Below are 17,592 nucleotides of genomic sequence, written 5' to 3'. Positions count from 1 at the left end.
GTACCGCCCCTTCCGCGCGCCTCACAGCACCTTGGACAGGAACGCCTTCGTCCGGTCGTGCTGCGGGTTGCCCAGGACCTCCCGCGGGTGGCCGGACTCGACCACCACGCCGCCGTCCATGAAGACCAGCGAGTCGCCGACCTCCCGGGCGAAGCCCATCTCGTGGGTGACGACGATCATCGTCATGCCCGACTCGGCCAGGTCCCGCATGACGTCGAGGACGTCACCGACGAGCTCCGGGTCGAGCGCCGAGGTGGGCTCGTCGAAGAGCATCAGCTTCGGCTCCATCGCCAGCGCGCGGGCGATGGCGACGCGCTGCTGCTGGCCGCCGGAGAGCTGGGACGGGTAGTTGCCCGTCTTGTCGCCGAGGCCCACCCGGTCGAGCAGGCGCTCGGCCCGCTCGCGGGCGACGGCCTTGGACTCGCCCTTCACCTGGATGGGCGCCTCCATCACGTTGGCCAGGGCCGTCATGTGGGGGAACAGGTTGAAGCGCTGGAAGACCATGCCGATGTCCCGGCGCTGGGCCGCGACCTCGCTGTCCTTCAGCTCGTAGAGCTTGTCGCCCTTCTGGCGGTAGCCCACGAGCTGACCGTCGACCGAGAGCCGGCCGCCGTCGATCCGCTCCAGGTGGTTGATGCAGCGCAGGAAGGTCGACTTGCCGGAGCCGGACGGGCCGACCAGGCAGAACACCTCTCCGCTGCGGACCTCCAGGTCGATGCCCCGGAGGATGTGGGCGGCGCCGTAGGACTTGTGGACGCCCTCCGCCTTGACCATGAGCTCGCCGGTCATCGCGTCGCCTCCGGGGACCGCTTGAAGGTGGTGAGGTTCGCCTTGACCCGCTGCCACGGGGTGGGCGGCAGGCTGCGGAGCGAACCCCGGGCGAAACGGCGCTCCAGGTAGTACTGGCCGACGCTGAACACGCTGGTCAGCGCCAGGTACCAGATGGAGGCCACGAAGAGCATCTCCATCACGGCGCTGGAGGTGCTGCCGATGTTCGACGAGGCGCGGAGCACTTCGGTGTACTGCACGGCCGAGACCAGTGACGAGGTCTTCAGCATGTTGATGAACTCGTTGCCCGTCGGCGGCACGATGACCCGCATCGCCTGCGGCAGCACGATCCGGCGCATGGTCTTCGTCTGGGACATGCCGAGCGCGTGCGCCGCCTCGGTCTGGCCCTCGTCGACCGACTGGATGCCGGCGCGGACGATCTCCGCCATGTACGCGCCCTCGTTCAGGCCGAGGCCCAGGAGGGCGACCATGAACGGCGTCATGACGTCCACGGTCTCGTTCTTGTAGATCGGCCCGAGGTTGATGTACTCGAAGATCAGCGACAGGTTGAACCAGACCAGCAGCTGGACGTAGACCGGCGTGCCGCGGAAGAACCAGATGTAGAGCCACGCCACCGCGCCCGTGACCGGGTTCTTCGACAGGCGCATGACGGCGAAGAGGATGCCGAGCACCAGACCGAGCGCCATCGAGGCGACGCTGATGATGATCGTGTTCCACAGGCCGTCGATGATCGACGGGTCGAACAGCTTGTCCCACACCGTGTCCCAGATGATGTTGCCCTGGGAGAAGGCGTAGACGAGCCATCCGAGGAGGGCCACGACCACCACGGCGCTGATCCAGCGCCCGTAGTGGCGTACGGGCACGGCTTTGATGGCCTCGTACGGCGCGGCGGGGGAGCCGGACTCGGACGGCGTGGGTGCCGGGTCCTTGCTGAGCTTGTCAGTCATGACGACTGCCCTTCAGTGGTGCGAGGGGGGAAGCGGGCAGGTCACTTGCCGGCGTTGATCGTGGCCGACTTGACCGCGCTGTCCTCGACGTCCCACTTCTTCAGGGCCTCGGCGTAGGTGCCGTCCTTGATGATCGCGTCGAGCGCTTCCTTGACGGCGTCGCGCAGCTGGGTGTCGTCCTTGGAGACGGCGATGCCCATGAGGCCGACGTCGGTCTGGTTGCCGACGACCTCGAAGTCCTTGCCGCCGCCCGAGGTCTTCGCGATGTACGCGGCGACCGGGTAGTCGTTCAGGTCGGCGACCGCGCCGCCGGCCTTCACGCGGGTCTGGGCCTCGGCGTCGGTGTCGAACGCCTGAATCGTGAGCTTGTTCGAGCCGCACTTCGTGGCCTGCGCCTTGAAGGTGTCCTCGTAGATCGTGCCGCGCTGGACGGCGACGGTCTTGCCGCACAGGTCGTCGAGGGAGTTGACGCCCTGCGGGTTGCCCTTCTTGACCAGCAGGGAGACGCCGGAGGAGAAGTAGTCGACGAAGTCGACGCCCTTGCCGATCTTCTTCCCTTCGTCGTCCAGGCCCTCCTGGCGCTTCTTGTTGTCCGTCATGGAGGACATGACGAGGCTGTGGCGGCCGGACTCCAGGCCGGTGATCAGGCCGTCGAAGGTGCCCGAGGTGAACTCGAGCTTCACGCCGAGCTGCTTGCCGAGCGCGGCGGCGATGTCGGGGTCGACCCCGACGATCTTGCCGTCCTGGGTGAACTCCATCGGGGCGTAGGAGGCGTCCGTGCCCACCTTGATGACGCCGGCCTTCTGGATGTCGGCGGGCAGCTTGGAGAAGAGGGGGGCGGAGTTGGCGGCCGTGCCGCCCTCCTTGGTGGAGCCGCCCTCGGTCTGGTCACCGCAGGCGGTCAGCAGCATCGAGCCGGCGACCGCGATGGCGGCGACCGCGGCAAGACGGGAGGTGCGGGTCTTGGCGGCGGTCGTACAGCGCGTGGAGCGTGCGGTCATGGTCGGGATCCTCCGGCGTGTGAGGGAGTTGCCATAGGCGTTGCCAAGGGGTCGCGTACGCGTCTTCGAGTGTCGCGACCTCGTGTGATTACGGCATCTTGCCATTCGGACCGCCTCAAACCGACGGCCACGGATGTCAAAATCGGGTAACGGGTGACGACCGAACCCCGACAGGCCGGTACATCAGGGCCGGATCATCTTTCGTGGCCTTCCCGCTTTACCGAAGAATCTACGGCCGATCTCGCCATTCGGACGGCACGAACAGAGCCAAACGGGCGCTGGCGGCATCTTTCCTGATAACGGGTGACGAGTCGTTCTCCGTACGCGTCCGGAAGCACTCGGTATGAGTCGCGTCACCGAGTGGATACGGACTCGTCTGCGGTGCCGTCTGTCCGGTAAGAAGGATCCTTACACCCCTCATCCGGGGCTCAGGGCGCGTTGTGCGGCGCGCCCGCGCGGCTGCCCGACACGGCGGCCGCGGGACCCGCCCACCGCTCCACACCAGGAGCGGCAACCCTCGACAACAGACATAAGGGGTCTCACCCAATGGCAGCGGAGATCGTCAATCCCCCGAGCGAGAGCGGTACGCAAGGAGCTCCCGAGGAGCCCTTCGACCCGGCTTTCGCCCTCCACCGCGGCGGCAAGATGGCCATTCAGGCCACCGTCCCCGTCCGTGACAAGGACGACCTGTCCCTCGCGTACACCCCCGGCGTCGCCAAGGTGTGCACCGCGATCGCCGAGAATCCCGAGCTGGTCCACGACTACACGTGGAAGTCCCAGGTCGTGGCCGTCGTCACCGACGGCACCGCCGTGCTCGGCCTCGGCGACATCGGCCCGGAGGCCTCCCTCCCGGTCATGGAGGGCAAGGCGATCCTCTTCAAGCAGTTCGGCGGCGTGGACGCCGTCCCGATCGCCCTCGCGACCACCGACACCGACGAGATCGTCGAGACCGTCGTCCGGCTCGCCCCGTCCTTCGGCGGCGTGAACCTGGAGGACATCTCGGCCCCGCGGTGCTTCGAGATCGAGCGCAAGCTCCAGGAGCGCCTCGACATCCCGGTCTTCCACGACGACCAGCACGGCACCGCCATCGTCACCCTCGCCGCCCTGCGGAACGCGGCGAAGCTGACCGGCCGGACCCTCGGCGACCTGCGCGCCGTCATCTCCGGCGCGGGCGCGGCCGGTGTGGCCATCGCCAAGTTCCTCCTGGAGGCCGGCATCGGCGACGTCTGCGTCGCCGACCGCAAGGGCGTCGTCAGCAGCGACCGCGAGGACCTCACGGACGTCAAGCGCGAGATCGCCGGGCTCACCAACAAGGCGGGCCTCACCGGCTCCCTGGAGACCGCCCTCGCCGGCGCCGACGTCTTCATCGGCGTCTCCGGCGGTACGGTCCCCGAGGCGGCCGTCGCCTCCATGGCCAAGGACGCCTTCGTCTTCGCCATGGCCAACCCGAACCCCGAGGTCCACCCCGACGTCGCCCACAAGTACGCGGCGGTCGTGGCCACCGGCCGTTCGGACTACCCCAACCAGATCAACAACGTCCTCGCGTTCCCCGGCATCTTCGCCGGCGCGCTCCAGGTCCGGGCCTCCCGGATCACCGAGGGCATGAAGATCGCCGCCGCCGACGCCATCGCCGGTGTCGTCGGTGACGCGCTCGCCGCCGACTGCGTCATCCCGTCGCCGTTCGACGACCGGGTCGCCCCGGCCGTCGCGGCCGCGGTCGCCGCCGCCGCGCGCGCCGAGGGCGTCGCCCGCCGCTGACCCCAGCCCGCGGACGGCCCCTGAGAGGGCCCCGTCCGGGTCCGCCGCATCGGACCCCGGACGGGGCCCTTTCGCATGCGCTCAGCCCTGCCGGGGGACGGCGGCGGGCTCGTGCCGGCCCGCCAGGAAGACGGCCGCCGTCGAGGGCCGCACCGCGTAGTCCGCGCCCCGCTCGCCCTCCCACCAGGTGAACGGGTAGCGGCGTCCGGCCTCCTCCCGCGCGGCGGACATCCCGTTCAGGACGCCGGCCACCGCGCTCGCCGGGTTCGTCCCGTCGGTACGGCCCAGGGCGTGCGTGAAGAGCTCGGTGCAGTGCACCCGCTGTCCGGGACGCTCCACGAGGTAGTCCAGGACGAGCCCGGCGTTCGGTGTCAGGGCCGCCCTGAAACCGGCCGCCAGCGCGCGGTCCTCGGGGCCCCACTCCGGGTCGGAGTCGTGCCCGGATCCCCCCGAGTGACTGCCCCACCGAGGGTCGTTCTCCGTCAGGAACACCGTCATGTCCGTCATGACGGAACGCTATCGGGCGTCGGCGGGCGCGCTCCCCGGAGGGGGCGGGGCCGAGGGGACGCGCGTCACACCGGGAGCCGGTTCCGCGTGGTCCCCGTCGCCGCCTAGGGTCAAAGCCATGTTCGCTGCCTACGCCGCCCGAATCGACCGCGACCAGCCCCTGAACGGACTCGAGTTGGGCGAACGCCCCGAGCCCGGGGCGCGTCCCGGCTGGACCACCGTCACCGTCAGGGCCGCCTCGCTCAACCACCACGACCTGTGGTCGCTGCGCGGGGTCGGACTGCCCGAGGAGAAGCTGCCGATGATCCTCGGCTGCGACGCCGCCGGGATCGACGAGAACGGCAACGAGGTCGTCCTGCACTCCGTCATCGGCCAGACCGGGCACGGCGTCGGACCGGACGAGCCCCGCTCCATCCTCACCGAGCGCTACCAGGGCACCTTCGCCGAGCGCGTCACGGTCCCCAGCTGGAACGTGCTGCCCAAGCCGAAGGAGCTCTCCTTCGAAGAGGCCGCCTGCCTCCCCACCGCCTGGCTGACCGCCTACCGCATGCTCTTCACCAACGCCGGGGTCCGCCCCGGCGACTCGATCCTCGTCCAGGGCGCCGGCGGCGGTGTCGCCACCGCCGCGATCGTCCTCGGCAGGGCGGCCGGCCTGCGGGTCTTCGCCACCAGCCGGGACGAGGCCAAGCGGAAGCGGGCCGTGGAGCTCGGCGCGGTCGAGGCGTACGAGCCCGGGGCGCGGCTGCCCCGGAGGGTGGACGCCGTCATCGAGACCGTCGGCGCCGCCACCTGGTCGCACTCGGTCAAGTCCCTGCGCCCCGGCGGCACCCTCGTCATCTCCGGCGCCACCAGCGGCGACCGCCCCTCGCACGCCGAACTGACCCGGATCTTCTTCCTGGAGCTGAAGGTGGTCGGCTCCACCATGGGCTCCAAGGACGAGCTGGAGGACCTCCTCTCCTTCTGCGCGGCCACCGGGGTCCGCCCGGTGATCGACGAGGTGCTGCCGCTGGACCGGGCCCGCGAGGGCTTCGAGAAGATGGCCGCCGGCGACCTCTTCGGAAAGATCGTGCTGACGACCTCTTGATACGGGTCGGTCGACCTGATGGGATCTCCGGCACGTGAAACGTGAACAACGCTCACTTCCCCGTGCCGGAGGCCTCCGTGTCCCGCTTGTCGCGCACCACCCTCGTGGCGACCGCCGTCGCCGCCTCCCTGCTCGCCACCCTCGCCCCCACCGCCACCGCCACCGCCACCGCCCCCACGGCCACCGCGGCCACCGCGGCCCGCACCGGCGCCGAGCCCGGCGCGGACGGGATCCCCGCCCTCACCGACTCCCGGGGCCGCGTCCTCACCCTGCGCGGCTGGAACGTCGAGGACAAGGCCAACCGCGGTGACGCCGCCCTCTCCGCCGTGACGGAGAAGCACTTCCGCGACATGCGCGCCAAGGGCTACAACTTCGCCCGCCTCCTCGTCTTCTGGGACGACCTGGAGCCCCGGCCCGGCCACTACAGCCAGACCTATCTGCGCAAGGTCGAGCGCGTCCTGGACTGGGCCGAGAAGCATGACGTCAAGGTGCTGCTCGACGCCCACCAGGACGTCTTCGGCCCCGCCTTCGGCCACCGGGGCATCCCCGCCTGGGCCACCAGGACCGACGGACTGCCCTTCACCCCGCGCCCCGACGACTGGTTCTCCGAGTACTTCGAGCCCGCCGTCCAGCGCGCCTTCACCCACCTCTACGAGGACGAGGACCTCCGCCGCGCCCAGGCCCGCATGTGGCAGGTGCTCGCCGACCGCTTCGACGACCACCCGGCCGTCCTCGGCTACGACCCCATCAACGAGCCCATGGGCGAGATCCGCGAGGGCGAGGACCTGCCCACCGCCGCCCGCCGCATCGAGCGCGAACAGCTCACCCCCATGTACAACCGGATCGCCGACTCCATCCGCAAGGCCGACCGGGACGCCTGGATCTTCGTCGAGCCGACCCCGATCGTCGGCGAGGGAGTGCCCACCGGCCTCGGCCGGATCGACGACCCGAAGATCGTCTACGCCCCGCACTTCTACAACACCGGCATGGAGGCGGGCGCCGACTACGACCCCGCCGCCGGCTGGATCGAGAGCTACGAGCAGGCCGTCACCCTCTACCCCAAGGAGTACAAGGTCCCCGTGGTGGTGGGGGAGTGGGGCCCGCTCAACAACTCCCTGCCCAACATGAACCGCTTCTACCGCGACGCCATGGCCTCCCTCGGCCGCTACGCCTCCGGCTGGGCCGGCTACGTCTGGTGCTACGGCGGCGGCTACTGCGCCGTGGACGGCACCGGCGCCTTCCGCGCCAACAAGGAGCTGACCGCCGAGCCGTACGCGGAGGCCGTCGCCGGCCGGGTGCGCTCCGCCGCGTACGAGCCGGGGACCGGCGTCTACCGCCTGGAGTACGACGCCGCCGGCCGCCGCGGCTCCCGCGTCACCGAGCTGGCGCTGCCGCCCGGCGACTGGAAGGTCACGGCCCGCGGCGCGCTCGTGCTGCGCGACCGGGACCGCGTCCGGGTCCGCGTCCTCGCCCTCCCGGGCGCCCGGGTCACCGTCACCGTGACCCGGACCGGTCCGGCGGCCCGCTGACCCGGTCCGGCGGCCCTCCGCTCAGGACTCCGCGCGGGGGCGGAGCATCCCGGTGATGCGGACGGCCGCCGTGGCCAGGTGGTCGCGGGCCCGGGCGAGCTGGGCGTCCGTCACCCCGTGGTCGCGGGCCGCGTCCCGCACCTCGTCCCGGAAGCGGTCGAGCAGCCGGTCCAGATCCCGTGCCGGGTCACCCGAACCCGCCCCGTCCAGCGCCCACGAGGGGGTCACGGCCTCCCCGGCCGGGTCCGGCAGGGTCACGTCCGCCAGGGGCACGTCGACCGGCGGGGTGCCCGCCGCGCCGGCCCGGGCCCTGGGGTGGCCCGAGACGAGGTCGCCCAGCTGGGCGGTGATCCCCGACAGGCCCTCCCAGACGGTCTGCGGCCACTCGCCCTTGGCGAAGCGGTTCTGGACCTCGTCCTGCACCTGCTGGGCGACCCGCTGGAACTCGCTCGCCCGGAGCGTCGCCGAGCGGGCCTCCTCCTTCGCCTGCCGGGCCTGCTCCTTCCACTCCCGCTTGGCCTTGCGCAGCTCCTCCTTGACCTCGGCGAAGGAGCCTCCCTCCGCCGTCCGGGTCCGGCTCGCCGCCGCGCGCATCTCGCTGCGCACCCGGCCCGCCGCGCCCCGCACGTCCTCGCGGATCTCGGCGGCCAGCTCCGAGACGGAGTCCCGGATCTCCCGCTCCAGGGCGTCGAGTTCGGCGTCCCGGCCGGCCAGCTCGGCACGGCCCGCCTCGGTGATCGAGTAGACCTTCCGGCCGCCCTCGCTGGTGTGGGTGACGAGCCCCTCGGCCTCCAGCTTGGCCAGCCGCGGGTAGACCGTGCCGGCCGAGGGGGCGTACAGGCCCTGGAAGCGCTCCTCCAGGAGCCGGATCACCTCGTAGCCGTGGCGGGGGGCCTCGTCGAGCAGCTTGAGGAGGTAGAGACGGAGTCGGCCGTGGGCGAAGACGGGGGACATGTCAGAGCACCTTTCCGGGCGCGGGGGCGGAGGAGTCGGCGGAGGCTTCCGGGGCCGCCGGGCCCTCGGGGGCGCCGGGGTCGTCGGCGGCCTCCGGGCGGCGGAGGAGGGCGATCGAGCCGGAGACCGTGGTCGCCCTGAGCGTGCCACTGCCCTCGCCGAGGGTCCCGGTGAGGGACTTGGCGCCCCACTCGCCGCCCACCCGCAGGTCCTCGAAGGCGTTCGACACCGAGCCGCTCGTGGTGCTCGCCTCGACCCGGGCGTCCGCCGGGTGCGGCAGCCGGACGGCGACCTCGCCGGAGACGCTGGTGAGCCGGATGTCGGCCGGCGGCGCCCCGGCCGGAGCCGGGTCCAGGTCCAGGACCATGTCCCCGCTGACGGTCTCCGCCCGCACCGCCGAGCCGGAGCCCTCGATCACGGTCACGTCACCCGTCACCGAGACGACCCGCAGCGCGCCGGTCACCGACTGGGCCTCCAGGGCGCCCGAGACGCTCTCCGCGCGGACCGGGCCGGAGAGCCCCCGCAGCGTCGTGGAGCCGGTCACCCCGCGCACCTCGGTGCGGCCGCGCAGACCGGACACCACCGTGTCCGCCGTGACCGCCCCCACCTCGACCTCGGCGCCGGCCGGGACGGCGACCGAGACCACCGCCCGCCGCTTGTGGGACTTGCTGTCGATCCACTTGAGGATGCCCTTCCAGTGCAGGTCCTCATAGGTCACGGTCAGCGTGGAGCCCTCCTGGGTGACGATCAGGGGCGGGCCCTCGATCTCCGTGATCTCCACCCGGGCCGTGCTCTCCTCGGTGCCCACCACGTTCACCGCGCCGCCCACGACGCGGACGCGCAGCCGTGTCACGGGGTCGGCGGGCGCGAGTTTCACCGGTTCGGTGACGGACCACTCGGTCATGGTGCTGACCTCCCGTTTCTCGAAGCTCTCGTCGAGCGGCGCCCGGCGACGCAACACATCGCGACACCCTGTCGCGACTTCGAGATTCACGATATATCGCGGTGTGGCGGAGTCAACCCTGATTGAACCCTGACAGGGTCGGAGCAATCACCGCCGTACACGGACAAACTGGCCTAGCGTAGGGCCCATGAACGCGACATCCGGACCGAGCCCCGCCGGGGCGCTGCTGCTGTGCCGAGCCGATCCCCCGGCGGTCCGGCCGCCCGCCCAGCTCCTGCGGGAGCCGCTGCTCCTGGCCACCGCCGGAGCGGACTGGAGCGTCCTCGTGCCGGAGGGGAAGCCGTGGCGGAGCGACGGGGAGTCGGTCGAGCGGGTCGTCACCGGCTGGGCCACCGCCCTCGCCGTCTCCGCCGCCGGCCGGCCCGTCCTCGCCCTCTGGTGGGACGGGGACCGCGCCGGGATCACCCTCGCCGCTGGCTTCCGCCGCACCGTCGGCTACACCTGGCTCGCGGACGGCACCCCGGCGGGCGAGGACGAGGCCATGCGGACCCTCGCGGAGCGCCTCGTCCTCGACCCGGTCCTCGACGTCCAGGCCCTGGAGCCGCTCACCCTCCCCGACCCCGAGGCCGACTCCCGTACCCGCCTCCTGGGCCTCGTCGCCGTCCTCGCCCGCACCGGCCTCGAACTGCCCACCGGCATCGACCCCGGCGAGGCCCCCGACCGGCTCCGCGGGGCGGCCCTCGCCGCCGGCGCCGAGCAGCTGGAGTGGCCGGGCTGGCGCGACGCCGTCCTGGCCGAACTCGACGCCGTGGAGGAGGGCCCCATCGGCCCGTACGTACGCGGCCCCCGGGCGCGCCTCCTGGGCGGAGCCCAGCTCGCCGCGGGCGTCCCGCTGCTCCTCTGGGGGCTCGGCAGGCGCAGCGGCGGCTGGACGGCGGCGGGAGCCCTCCTCGTCGCCCACGGGGTCCTCGGACTCGCCTACGACCGGCTGCGCGGGCACTGACCCCCGCAGACGCCGAAGGCCCCTCCCGTGCGGGAGGGGCCTTCGGCGTCTACTCTGCTCGGCCCCGCCGGGCCCTGTGCGTCCCTACTCGTCGTCCTCGTCCTCGTCGTCGAGACGGGCCAGCCAGGTCGCGAGGCGCTCGACCGGCACCTCGAAGTCGGGGTTGAGATCGACGAAGGTCCGCAGCTGCTCGGCGAGCCACTCGAAGGTGACCTCCTCCTCGCCGCGCCGCTTCTCCAGTTCCTCGATGCCACGGTCGGTGAAGTACATGCGATCCAGGATAGGCCTGCCGGACAGGCCGGAGGCCCGGCACCCCACCAGGGGTGCCGGGCCTCCGCGCGAGGCGCCGACGTCAGGCGTCGAAGACCTCGTTGACCAGCTGCTGCTGCTCCGCCTGGTGACGCTTGGCCGAGCCGACCGCCGGGGACGAGGAGTGCGGGCGGGAGATCCGGCGCAGGCGCTCGCCCGCCGGGATGTCCGCGCCGACCGCCAGGTCGAGGTGGTCGATCAGGTTGAGGGCGATGAACGGCCACGCGCCCTGGTTCGCCGGCTCCTCCTGCGCCCAGATGTACTTCGCCGCGTTCGGGTACTTGGCGATCTCGGCCTGGAGCTCGGCACCCGGCAGCGGGTACAGGCGCTCCAGACGGATGATCGCGGTCTCCGTGTCGCCGCGCTTCTGCCGCTCGGCCTCCAGGTCGTAGTAGACCTTGCCGGCGCAGAAGACGACCTTGCGGACGTCGGCCGGGTTCACGGTCGAGTCGCCGATCACCGGGCGGAAGCCGCCGGTGGTGAACTCCTCCACCTTGGACGCCGCGGCCTTCAGGCGCAGCATCGACTTCGGGGTGAAGACGATGAGCGGCTTGTGGTGCGGGTTGTGCACCTGCCAGCGCAGGAGGTGGAAGTAGTTCGACGGCAGCGTCGGCATGGCGACCGTCATGTTGTCCTGGGCGCACATCTGGAGGAAGCGCTCGGGACGGGCGGACGAGTGGTCCGGGCCCTGGCCCTCGTAGCCGTGCGGCAGGAGCAGGGTGACGCCGGAGGTCTGGCCCCACTTCTGCTCGGCCGAGGAGATGAACTCGTCGACGACGGTCTGCGCGCCGTTGACGAAGTCGCCGAACTGGGCCTCCCAGACGACCAGCGAGCTGGGACGGGCCAGCGAGTAGCCGTACTCGAAGCCCATCGCCGCGTACTCGCTGAGCAGCGAGTCGTAGACGTTGAAGTGGGCCTGGTCCTCGGACAGGTAGAGCAGCGGGGTGTAGTCCTCGCCGGTCTCCTGGTCGACGAGCACCGCGTGGCGCTGGCCGAAGGTGCCGCGGCGGGTGTCCTGGCCCGAGAGGCGGACCGGGGTGCCCTCCATCAGCAGGGAGCCGATGGCGAGGGTCTCGCCGAAGCCCCAGTCGATGGTGCCGTCGTCGATGGAGGCCGCGCGGCGCTGGAGCTGCGGCAGCAGGCGGGAGTGGACGGTGACCCGCTCCGGGATGCTGACCTGGGACTCGGCGATCCGCTTGACGACCTCCTGGGAGACCGCGGTGGTGACGGCGACCGGGAACTTCGCCTGGGCGTCCGGGACGGTCGTCGCCGCCGGGGCGGCGGTGGCCTCGCGGACCTCCGCGAACACCTTCTCCAGCTGGCCCTGGAAGTCCTGGAGCGACTGCTCCGCCTCTTCGAGGGTGATGTCGCCGCGACCGATGAGGGACTCGGTGTACAGCTTGCGCACCGAGCGCTTCTTGTCGATCAGGTTGTACATCTGCGGGTTGGTGAACGACGGGTTGTCGCCCTCGTTGTGACCGCGGCGGCGGTAGCAGATGAGGTCGATCACGACGTCCTTGTTGAACGTCTGGCGGAACTCGAAGGCGAGCCGCGCGACGCGGACCACGGCCTCCGGGTCGTCGCCGTTCACGTGGAAGATCGGCGCCTCGATCATGCGGGCCACGTCGGTGGCGTACATGGAGGAGCGGGACGACTCGGGAGCCGCCGTGAAGCCGACCTGGTTGTTGATGACGATGTGGACCGTGCCGCCGGTGCGGTAGCCGCGCAGCTGCGACATGTTCAGGGTCTCGGCCACCACGCCCTGGCCCGCGAAGGCCGCGTCGCCGTGGAGGGCCACCGGCAGGACGGTGAAGTCCGTGCCGCCCTTGTTGATGACGTCCTGCTTGGCGCGGACGACGCCCTCCAGGACCGGGTCGACCGCCTCCAGGTGGGAGGGGTTGGCGACCAGGGAGACCTTGATCTCCTCGCCGTCGAGACCGGTGAAGGTGCCCTCGGCGCCCAGGTGGTACTTCACGTCGCCGGAGCCGTGCATCGACTTCGGGTCGAGGTTGCCCTCGAACTCGCGGAAGATCTGCGCGTACGACTTGCCCACGATGTTCGCGAGGACGTTGAGGCGGCCGCGGTGGGCCATGCCGATGACGACCTCGTCCAGGCGGGACTCGGCGGCGGAGTCGATGACCGCGTCGAGCAGCGGGATGACGGACTCGCCGCCCTCCAGGGAGAAGCGCTTCTGGCCGACGTACTTCGTCTGCAGGAAGGTCTCGAAGGCCTCGGCCGCGTTCAGCCGGCGGAGGATGCGGAGCTGCTCCTCGCGCTCCACGCGCGCGTGGGGACGCTCGACGCGGTCCTGGATCCACTTGCGCTGCTTCGGGTCCTGGATGTGCATGAACTCGATGCCGGTGGTGCGGCAGTACGAGTCGCGGAGCACGCCGAGGATGTCGCGGAGCTTCATCATCGACTTGCCGGCGAAGCCGCCGACCGCGAACTCCCGCTCCAGGTCCCACAGGGTGAGGCCGTGCTCGGTGATGTCCAGGTCGGGGTGCTTGCGCTGCTTGTACTCCAGCGGGTCGGTGTCGGCCATGACGTGGCCGCGGACCCGGTAGGAGTGGATCAGCTCGAAGACGCGGGCGGCCTTGGTGACGTCGTCGTCGTGCGAGGCGTCGATGTCCTTGAGCCAGCGGACCGGCTCGTAGGGGATCCGCAGCGACTTGAAGATGTCGTCGTAGAAGCCCTGCTCGCCGAGGAGGAAGTTGGCGACGACGCGCAGGAACTCGCCGGAGGCGGCGCCCTGGATGACCCGGTGGTCGTAGGTCGACGTCAGGGTCATGACCTTGGAGATGCCGAGCTTGTTCAGGGTGTCCTGGGAGGTGCCCTGGAACTCCGCCGGGTAGTCCATCGAGCCGACGCCCATGATGACCGACTGTCCGGGCATCAGACGCGGGACGGAGTGGACGGTGCCGAGGCCGCCGGGGTTGGTCAGGGAGACCGTGACGCCGGTGAAGTCCTCCATCGTCAGCTTGCCCACGCGGGCGCGCTTGACGATGTCCTCGTACGCCTGCCAGAACTCGAAGAAGTTGAGCGTCTCGGCCTTCTTGATGCCCGCGACGACGAGCTGGCGGTCGCCGTTCGGCTTCACCAGGTCGATGGCGAGGCCGAAGTTCACGTGCTCCGGCTTGACCAGGGTCGGCTTGCCGTCCTTCTCCGCGAAGGAGTAGTTCATCGACGGCATGGCCTTGATCGCCTGCACCATGGCGTAGCCGATGAGGTGGGTGAAGGAGATCTTCCCGCCCCGGGCGCGCTTCAGGTGGTTGTTGATGACGATCCGGTTGTCGAAGAGCAGCTTCACCGGGACGGCGCGGACGGACGTGGCCGTCGGCACCTCCAGCGAGGCGTTCATGTTCTTCGCGACGGCGGCGGCCGGGCCGCGGAGCGTGATCAGCTCGGGGCCGGCGGGCGCCTCGGCGGCGGGCGCGGCCTTGACGGGCGCCGGAGCGGCGGCCGGGGCGGGCTTCACGGCGGCCGGAGCGGCGGCGGCGGGCTTCGCCGGGGCGGCCGGAGCCGGAGCCGGGGCGGCCGGGGCGGGGACGGCGGCCGTCGGAGCGGCAGGCGCGGCCTGTGCGGGGCCCGTCTGCGGCGCCGGGGGCGCGGTCGTGGTGGCGGCCGGGGCGGGCGGGGTCTCCGCCGCACCCGGCTTGTAGTCGGCGAAGAAGTCCCACCAGGCACGATCGACCGAATTCGGGTCCTGGAGGTACTGCTGGTAGATCTCGTCGACGAGCCACTCATTGGCGCCGAAGGCGGCTGCGGGGCTCACGCCACGCCCGTCTTGGTCGGCCGGGGAGCTCGGGGTACTGGGGGACTGAGACGACACGGCGGCAACCGCCCTCTTCCGCTTCGCAAGGTGATGGACAGCGGAAATAAAGGCTACGCCTGTCTCGCCGGGACGCGCAGGCCGGGCAGTCCAACGTCGCGCAAGTCACACTTGACGGGGTGTTTCGACGCCGTGAATGGCGGGAAACAAGCGTGGTTCCGCACCTGTGAGGGTACGGAAAAGCACGGGCTACGGCCCCCTTCGGCCGCACCCTGACCACGTCCTGCCACTGATCACGCAGAACGTTCGCTTCCGGTTCGAACCCTACGTCAATCGCGGAGGGGAAGGCTGCCCGGAAGAGTGACCCGGATGCGGCACCCGCGTGAAGATTCGGCCACGCCGATCCCGCCACCGTGGAGATCCACCGCCCAGCGCGCGATCGCCAGACCGAGGCCCGTGCCGCCGTCGCTCCCCGGCCCCTGCCGGTCCGGGGCCGTGCCCCGGTTGAACCGCTCGAAGACCTTGTGGCGCTCCGCCTCCGGAATGCCCGGACCCTCGTCCTCGACCACCAGCTCCAGCGACTCCGGGTACGGCCCGCGCCGCGCCCGCACCGTCACGCGCCCGTGCGGCGGGGAGTGCTTCACCGCGTTGTCGATCAGGTTCGCCATCACCTGGTGCAGCCGCTCCACGTCCGCGTAGGCCGTCAGGTCGGACGGCGACACGTCCAGGTGCAGGTGCACGTCCGTACGCCGGTGCAGACCGGACGTCGACGGGAGCCCGCGCTGCGCGGCGGCCAGGTTCGCCTCCCGCAGCACCCCCGACAGATAGGGCCACACCTCGAAACGGCACGCCCGGAGCTGTACGACACCGTTGTCGAGCCGCGACAGGTCGAGCAGCGTCTCCACCAGCCGGCCCAGCCGCTCCGTCTGCTTCAGCGCCGAGCGCATGGTCTCCGGATCGGCCTCCGAGACCCCGTCGACCACGTTCTCCAGCACCGCCCGCAGCGCCGCGATCGGCGTGCGCAGCTCGTGCGAGACGTTGGCGACCAGCTCCTTGCGGTGCCGGTCCACCGCCTCCAGGTCGTCCGCCATGCGGTTGATCGTCGAGGCCAGGTCGCCCAGCTCGTCGCGCCGGTCCGCGCCCCGCACCCGCCGCGAGAAGTCGCCGCGCGAGATCGACCCCGCCACCGTGTTCATCTCGTCCAGCGGCGCCGTCAGCGACTGCGCCACGAACTGCGTGATCAGCAGCGTCGCGATCATCGCGAAGATCGTGATGTACCGGAACTCGGTGGACGTGCGGATCGCCACCAGGGCCAGGCCCGAGGTCAGCAGCACCGCGCCGACGACCAGCGCCCCCAGTTTCGTCTTGATCGAGATCGCGATCCGGCGCCTGGACCCCCCCGGGCGCCGCGCCGGCCGGCTCACGGCGCCGGGGTCTCCAGCGCGTACCCGACCCCGTGCACCGTACGGATCCGCTCGGCGCCGATCTTCCGGCGCAGCGCCTTGATGTGGCTGTCCACGGTCCGGGTGCCGGAGGCGTCCGCCCAGTCCCACACCTCGGCGAGCAGCTGCTCCCGGGAGAGCACCGCGCGTGGGGTGCCGGCCAGGCAGACCAGCAGGTCGAACTCGGTGGGCGTCAGGTGCACGTCCTCGGCCCGCACCCGGACCCGGCGCTGCGCGTGGTCGATCTCCAGCTCGCCCAGGCGCAGGATCCCGCTGCGCGGGGTCACGGCGGCGAGCGCGGCCCGCTCCACCCGGCGCAGCAGCACGTGCACCCGGGCGGCCAGCTCACGCATGGAGAAAGGCTTCGTCATGTAGTCGTCGGCGCCGACGCCGAGCCCGACCAGCATGTCGGTCTCGTCGTCCCGGGCCGTGAGCATCAGCACCGGCACCGGGCGCTGGGCCTGCACGCGCCGGCAGACCTCCAGGCCGTCGAAGCCGGGCAGCATCACGTCGAGGACCATCAGGTCCGGCTGCCACGCCTCGGCGGCCTCCACGGCCGCGGGGCCGTCGGTCGCCGTCTGGACCAGGAAGCCCTCCGCGCGCAGCCGGGCGGAGACCGCCTCCACGATCGTCGCGTCGTCCTCGACGACCAGGACGCGCCGCTGGGCCCCCGGAGTCGCCGCACCCTGGTGAGTGGTGTGTGTCTGCTCCATTGCCCCGCCTCGCGTCGCCGATGTCGGTGCAGCAGCCTAGAGGTACCCGCGGTGTCCCGGCTACGCAGGACGGACGGCGAGGTGGACCACGTCCGGGACGCCCCGGGCAACGGGGACCTCTTCCGTCCGTACCCCGCTGAATCCGGCATTCCGCAAGGACTCTTCGAAATCGCCGGACGGCCGGGCCGACCAGACGGCGAGGACCCCGCCGGGGTTCAGCCGCGCCGCGCACGACGCCAATCCCCGTGCCCCGTAAAGGGATCCGTTGTCCTCGGTGACCGTCCAGTCCGGCCCGTTGTCGATGTCGAGGCACAGGGCGTCGTAGGTGTCGGTGGTGGTCTCCAGATACGTCACCAGGTCCGTGTGCAGGATCACGGCCCGCTCGTCGGCGAGGGCGCGCCCGGAGAGCGAGGCGAGCGGGCCGCTCCGGTGCCAGTCGATGATCGCCTCCTCCCGCTCGACCACCGCGATCCGCCCCCAGCGGGGGTCCGCGGCGGCGTGCGCGAGGGAGAAGCCGACGCCGAGCCCGCCGATCAGGACGGACGCGCCGGTCCGCGTCGGCTCGGGCAGCGCCTCCATCGCCGCGTCCACGAGCAGCCGTTCGGAGCGCCCGTCGGAAGTGTCCATCAGGAAGGTGCCGTTGACGATGATCTCGTAGTCGGTGCGGTCCCCGGCGTCCCGGCGCCGTAGGACGACTTCGCCGTACGGGCTCTCGCGGCGGTCGAGGGTGACGGGGCTGTTCATGGGCAGTCACTCCGTGTCTCGTCGTGCGGTACGCGTCGTCCCGGCCATCCTGGCCGAGCGCGGCGGGCCGGGACAAACACGTTAAGGAGTCACGGGGTGACGCCGGGACCCCGTCGGACGGGGCCCGGGCGAGGGGTCC

General features: G+C 71.4%; 15 protein-coding genes. 4 read left to right on the top strand and 11 right to left on the bottom strand.

The window, feature by feature from the left end; genetic code table 11:
- Positions 1-21 precede the first annotated feature (21 nt).
- From ACF1ED_RS05030 to ACF1ED_RS05020, 3 genes are read right to left on the bottom strand one after another with little or no spacing between them, the layout of a single operon-like run.
- Positions 22-789, bottom strand: a complete 768-nt coding sequence (locus tag ACF1ED_RS05030; RefSeq protein WP_391757001.1) for an amino acid ABC transporter ATP-binding protein — start codon at positions 787-789, stop codon at positions 22-24.
- On the bottom strand, positions 786-1,736 hold the full coding sequence (locus ACF1ED_RS05025) for an amino acid ABC transporter permease (RefSeq protein ID WP_391757000.1): 951 nt from the start codon (positions 1,734-1,736) through the stop codon (positions 786-788). Before ACF1ED_RS05025 ends, ACF1ED_RS05030 begins: the two co-directional genes overlap by 4 nt.
- A gap of 41 nt (positions 1,737-1,777) precedes the next feature.
- Entirely contained in the window at positions 1,778-2,737 is a 960-nt protein-coding gene (locus ACF1ED_RS05020) for an ABC transporter substrate-binding protein (protein WP_391756999.1), read from the bottom strand.
- A 546-nt stretch (positions 2,738-3,283) separates the two neighbouring features.
- Between ACF1ED_RS05020 and ACF1ED_RS05015 the strand changes: the two genes are divergently transcribed.
- The gene (locus ACF1ED_RS05015; RefSeq protein ID WP_391756998.1) at positions 3,284-4,495 is read left to right on the top strand and encodes an NADP-dependent malic enzyme; all 1,212 of its coding nucleotides are present in this window, start codon (positions 3,284-3,286) and stop codon (positions 4,493-4,495) included.
- Positions 4,496-4,576: 81 nt separating this feature from the next.
- Here the strand turns inward: ACF1ED_RS05015 and ACF1ED_RS05010 are convergent, their stop codons facing one another.
- Positions 4,577-5,002 carry a DUF6416 domain-containing protein gene (locus tag ACF1ED_RS05010; protein WP_391756997.1) on the bottom strand — a complete coding sequence of 142 codons (426 nt, stop codon included), beginning with the start codon at positions 5,000-5,002 and terminating at the stop codon, positions 4,577-4,579.
- 118 nt (positions 5,003-5,120) lie between these two features.
- Here ACF1ED_RS05010 and ACF1ED_RS05005 point away from each other — a divergent pair, with 118 nt between their 5' ends.
- Together ACF1ED_RS05005 and ACF1ED_RS05000 are read left to right on the top strand one after the other, a co-directional pair.
- Positions 5,121-6,086: a zinc-binding dehydrogenase gene (locus ACF1ED_RS05005; protein ID WP_391756996.1), complete on the top strand. Its 966-nt coding sequence runs from the start codon at positions 5,121-5,123 to the stop codon at positions 6,084-6,086.
- Between the two features lie 86 nt (positions 6,087-6,172).
- Entirely contained in the window at positions 6,173-7,615 is a 1,443-nt protein-coding gene (locus ACF1ED_RS05000) for a cellulase family glycosylhydrolase (RefSeq protein WP_391757507.1), read from the top strand.
- Positions 7,616-7,636: 21 nt separating this feature from the next.
- Here the strand turns inward: ACF1ED_RS05000 and ACF1ED_RS04995 are convergent, their stop codons facing one another.
- Together ACF1ED_RS04995 and ACF1ED_RS04990 are read right to left on the bottom strand one after the other, a co-directional pair.
- Positions 7,637-8,569, bottom strand: a complete 933-nt coding sequence (locus ACF1ED_RS04995; protein ID WP_391756995.1) for a helix-turn-helix transcriptional regulator — start codon at positions 8,567-8,569, stop codon at positions 7,637-7,639.
- Position 8,570: 1 nt separating this feature from the next.
- Positions 8,571-9,473 carry a DUF4097 domain-containing protein gene (locus ACF1ED_RS04990; RefSeq protein ID WP_391756994.1) on the bottom strand — a complete coding sequence of 301 codons (903 nt, stop codon included), beginning with the start codon at positions 9,471-9,473 and terminating at the stop codon, positions 8,571-8,573.
- 187 nt (positions 9,474-9,660) lie between these two features.
- On the opposite strand from ACF1ED_RS04990, the gene ACF1ED_RS04985 reads away from it, so the two are divergent.
- A complete protein-coding gene (locus ACF1ED_RS04985; protein ID WP_391756993.1) occupies positions 9,661-10,476 on the top strand; it encodes a hypothetical protein in 816 nt (271 codons plus the stop codon).
- Between the two features lie 84 nt (positions 10,477-10,560).
- Here ACF1ED_RS04985 and ACF1ED_RS04980 read toward each other — a convergent pair whose 3' ends face one another.
- From ACF1ED_RS04980 to ACF1ED_RS04960, 5 genes are all read right to left on the bottom strand, one after another.
- Positions 10,561-10,746, bottom strand: a complete 186-nt coding sequence (locus tag ACF1ED_RS04980) for a DUF6104 family protein (RefSeq protein ID WP_007266501.1) — start codon at positions 10,744-10,746, stop codon at positions 10,561-10,563.
- Positions 10,747-10,828: 82 nt separating this feature from the next.
- Positions 10,829-14,614 (bottom strand): multifunctional oxoglutarate decarboxylase/oxoglutarate dehydrogenase thiamine pyrophosphate-binding subunit/dihydrolipoyllysine-residue succinyltransferase subunit, encoded by a 3,786-nt coding sequence (locus tag ACF1ED_RS04975; RefSeq protein ID WP_391756992.1) that lies wholly within the window; start codon positions 14,612-14,614, stop codon positions 10,829-10,831.
- Positions 14,615-14,883: 269 nt separating this feature from the next.
- Complete coding sequence (locus ACF1ED_RS04970) at positions 14,884-15,978, bottom strand: sensor histidine kinase (RefSeq protein WP_391756991.1); 1,095 nt, start codon at positions 15,976-15,978, stop codon at positions 14,884-14,886.
- Positions 15,975-16,709, bottom strand: a complete 735-nt coding sequence (locus tag ACF1ED_RS04965; protein ID WP_351848887.1) for a response regulator transcription factor — start codon at positions 16,707-16,709, stop codon at positions 15,975-15,977. Before ACF1ED_RS04965 ends, ACF1ED_RS04970 begins: the two co-directional genes overlap by 4 nt.
- Before the next feature lie 60 nt (positions 16,710-16,769).
- Complete coding sequence (locus ACF1ED_RS04960) at positions 16,770-17,453, bottom strand: spermidine synthase (RefSeq protein ID WP_391756990.1); 684 nt, start codon at positions 17,451-17,453, stop codon at positions 16,770-16,772.
- Positions 17,454-17,592: the final 139 nt, after the last annotated feature.

Source organism: Streptomyces sp. NPDC014656, assembly GCF_043084305.1.
Lineage (GTDB): Bacteria > Actinomycetota > Actinomycetes > Streptomycetales > Streptomycetaceae > Streptomyces.
This window is presented reverse-complemented; position numbering and strand designations above follow the sequence as displayed.

Bases quoted from the DNA above. Each gene is read 5' to 3' on its own strand.
- ACF1ED_RS04995 (WP_391756995.1), bottom strand. From the start codon at position 8,569: ATGTCCCCCGTCTTCGCCCACGGCCGACTCCGTCTCTACCTCCTCAAG.
- ACF1ED_RS04985 (WP_391756993.1), top strand. From the start codon at position 9,661: ATGAACGCGACATCCGGACCGAGCCCCGCCGGGGCGCTGCTGCTGTGC.
- ACF1ED_RS05005 (WP_391756996.1), top strand. From the start codon at position 5,121: ATGTTCGCTGCCTACGCCGCCCGAATCGACCGCGACCAGCCCCTGAAC.
- ACF1ED_RS05010 (WP_391756997.1), bottom strand. From the start codon at position 5,002: ATGACGGACATGACGGTGTTCCTGACGGAGAACGACCCTCGGTGGGGC.
- ACF1ED_RS05015 (WP_391756998.1), top strand. From the start codon at position 3,284: ATGGCAGCGGAGATCGTCAATCCCCCGAGCGAGAGCGGTACGCAAGGA.
- ACF1ED_RS04960 (WP_391756990.1), bottom strand. From the start codon at position 17,453: ATGAACAGCCCCGTCACCCTCGACCGCCGCGAGAGCCCGTACGGCGAA.
- ACF1ED_RS04980 (WP_007266501.1), bottom strand. From the start codon at position 10,746: ATGTACTTCACCGACCGTGGCATCGAGGAACTGGAGAAGCGGCGCGGC.
- ACF1ED_RS04965 (WP_351848887.1), bottom strand. From the start codon at position 16,709: ATGGAGCAGACACACACCACTCACCAGGGTGCGGCGACTCCGGGGGCC.
- ACF1ED_RS04990 (WP_391756994.1), bottom strand. From the start codon at position 9,473: ATGACCGAGTGGTCCGTCACCGAACCGGTGAAACTCGCGCCCGCCGAC.
- ACF1ED_RS05025 (WP_391757000.1), bottom strand. From the start codon at position 1,736: ATGACTGACAAGCTCAGCAAGGACCCGGCACCCACGCCGTCCGAGTCC.
- ACF1ED_RS05030 (WP_391757001.1), bottom strand. From the start codon at position 789: ATGACCGGCGAGCTCATGGTCAAGGCGGAGGGCGTCCACAAGTCCTAC.
- ACF1ED_RS05020 (WP_391756999.1), bottom strand. From the start codon at position 2,737: ATGACCGCACGCTCCACGCGCTGTACGACCGCCGCCAAGACCCGCACC.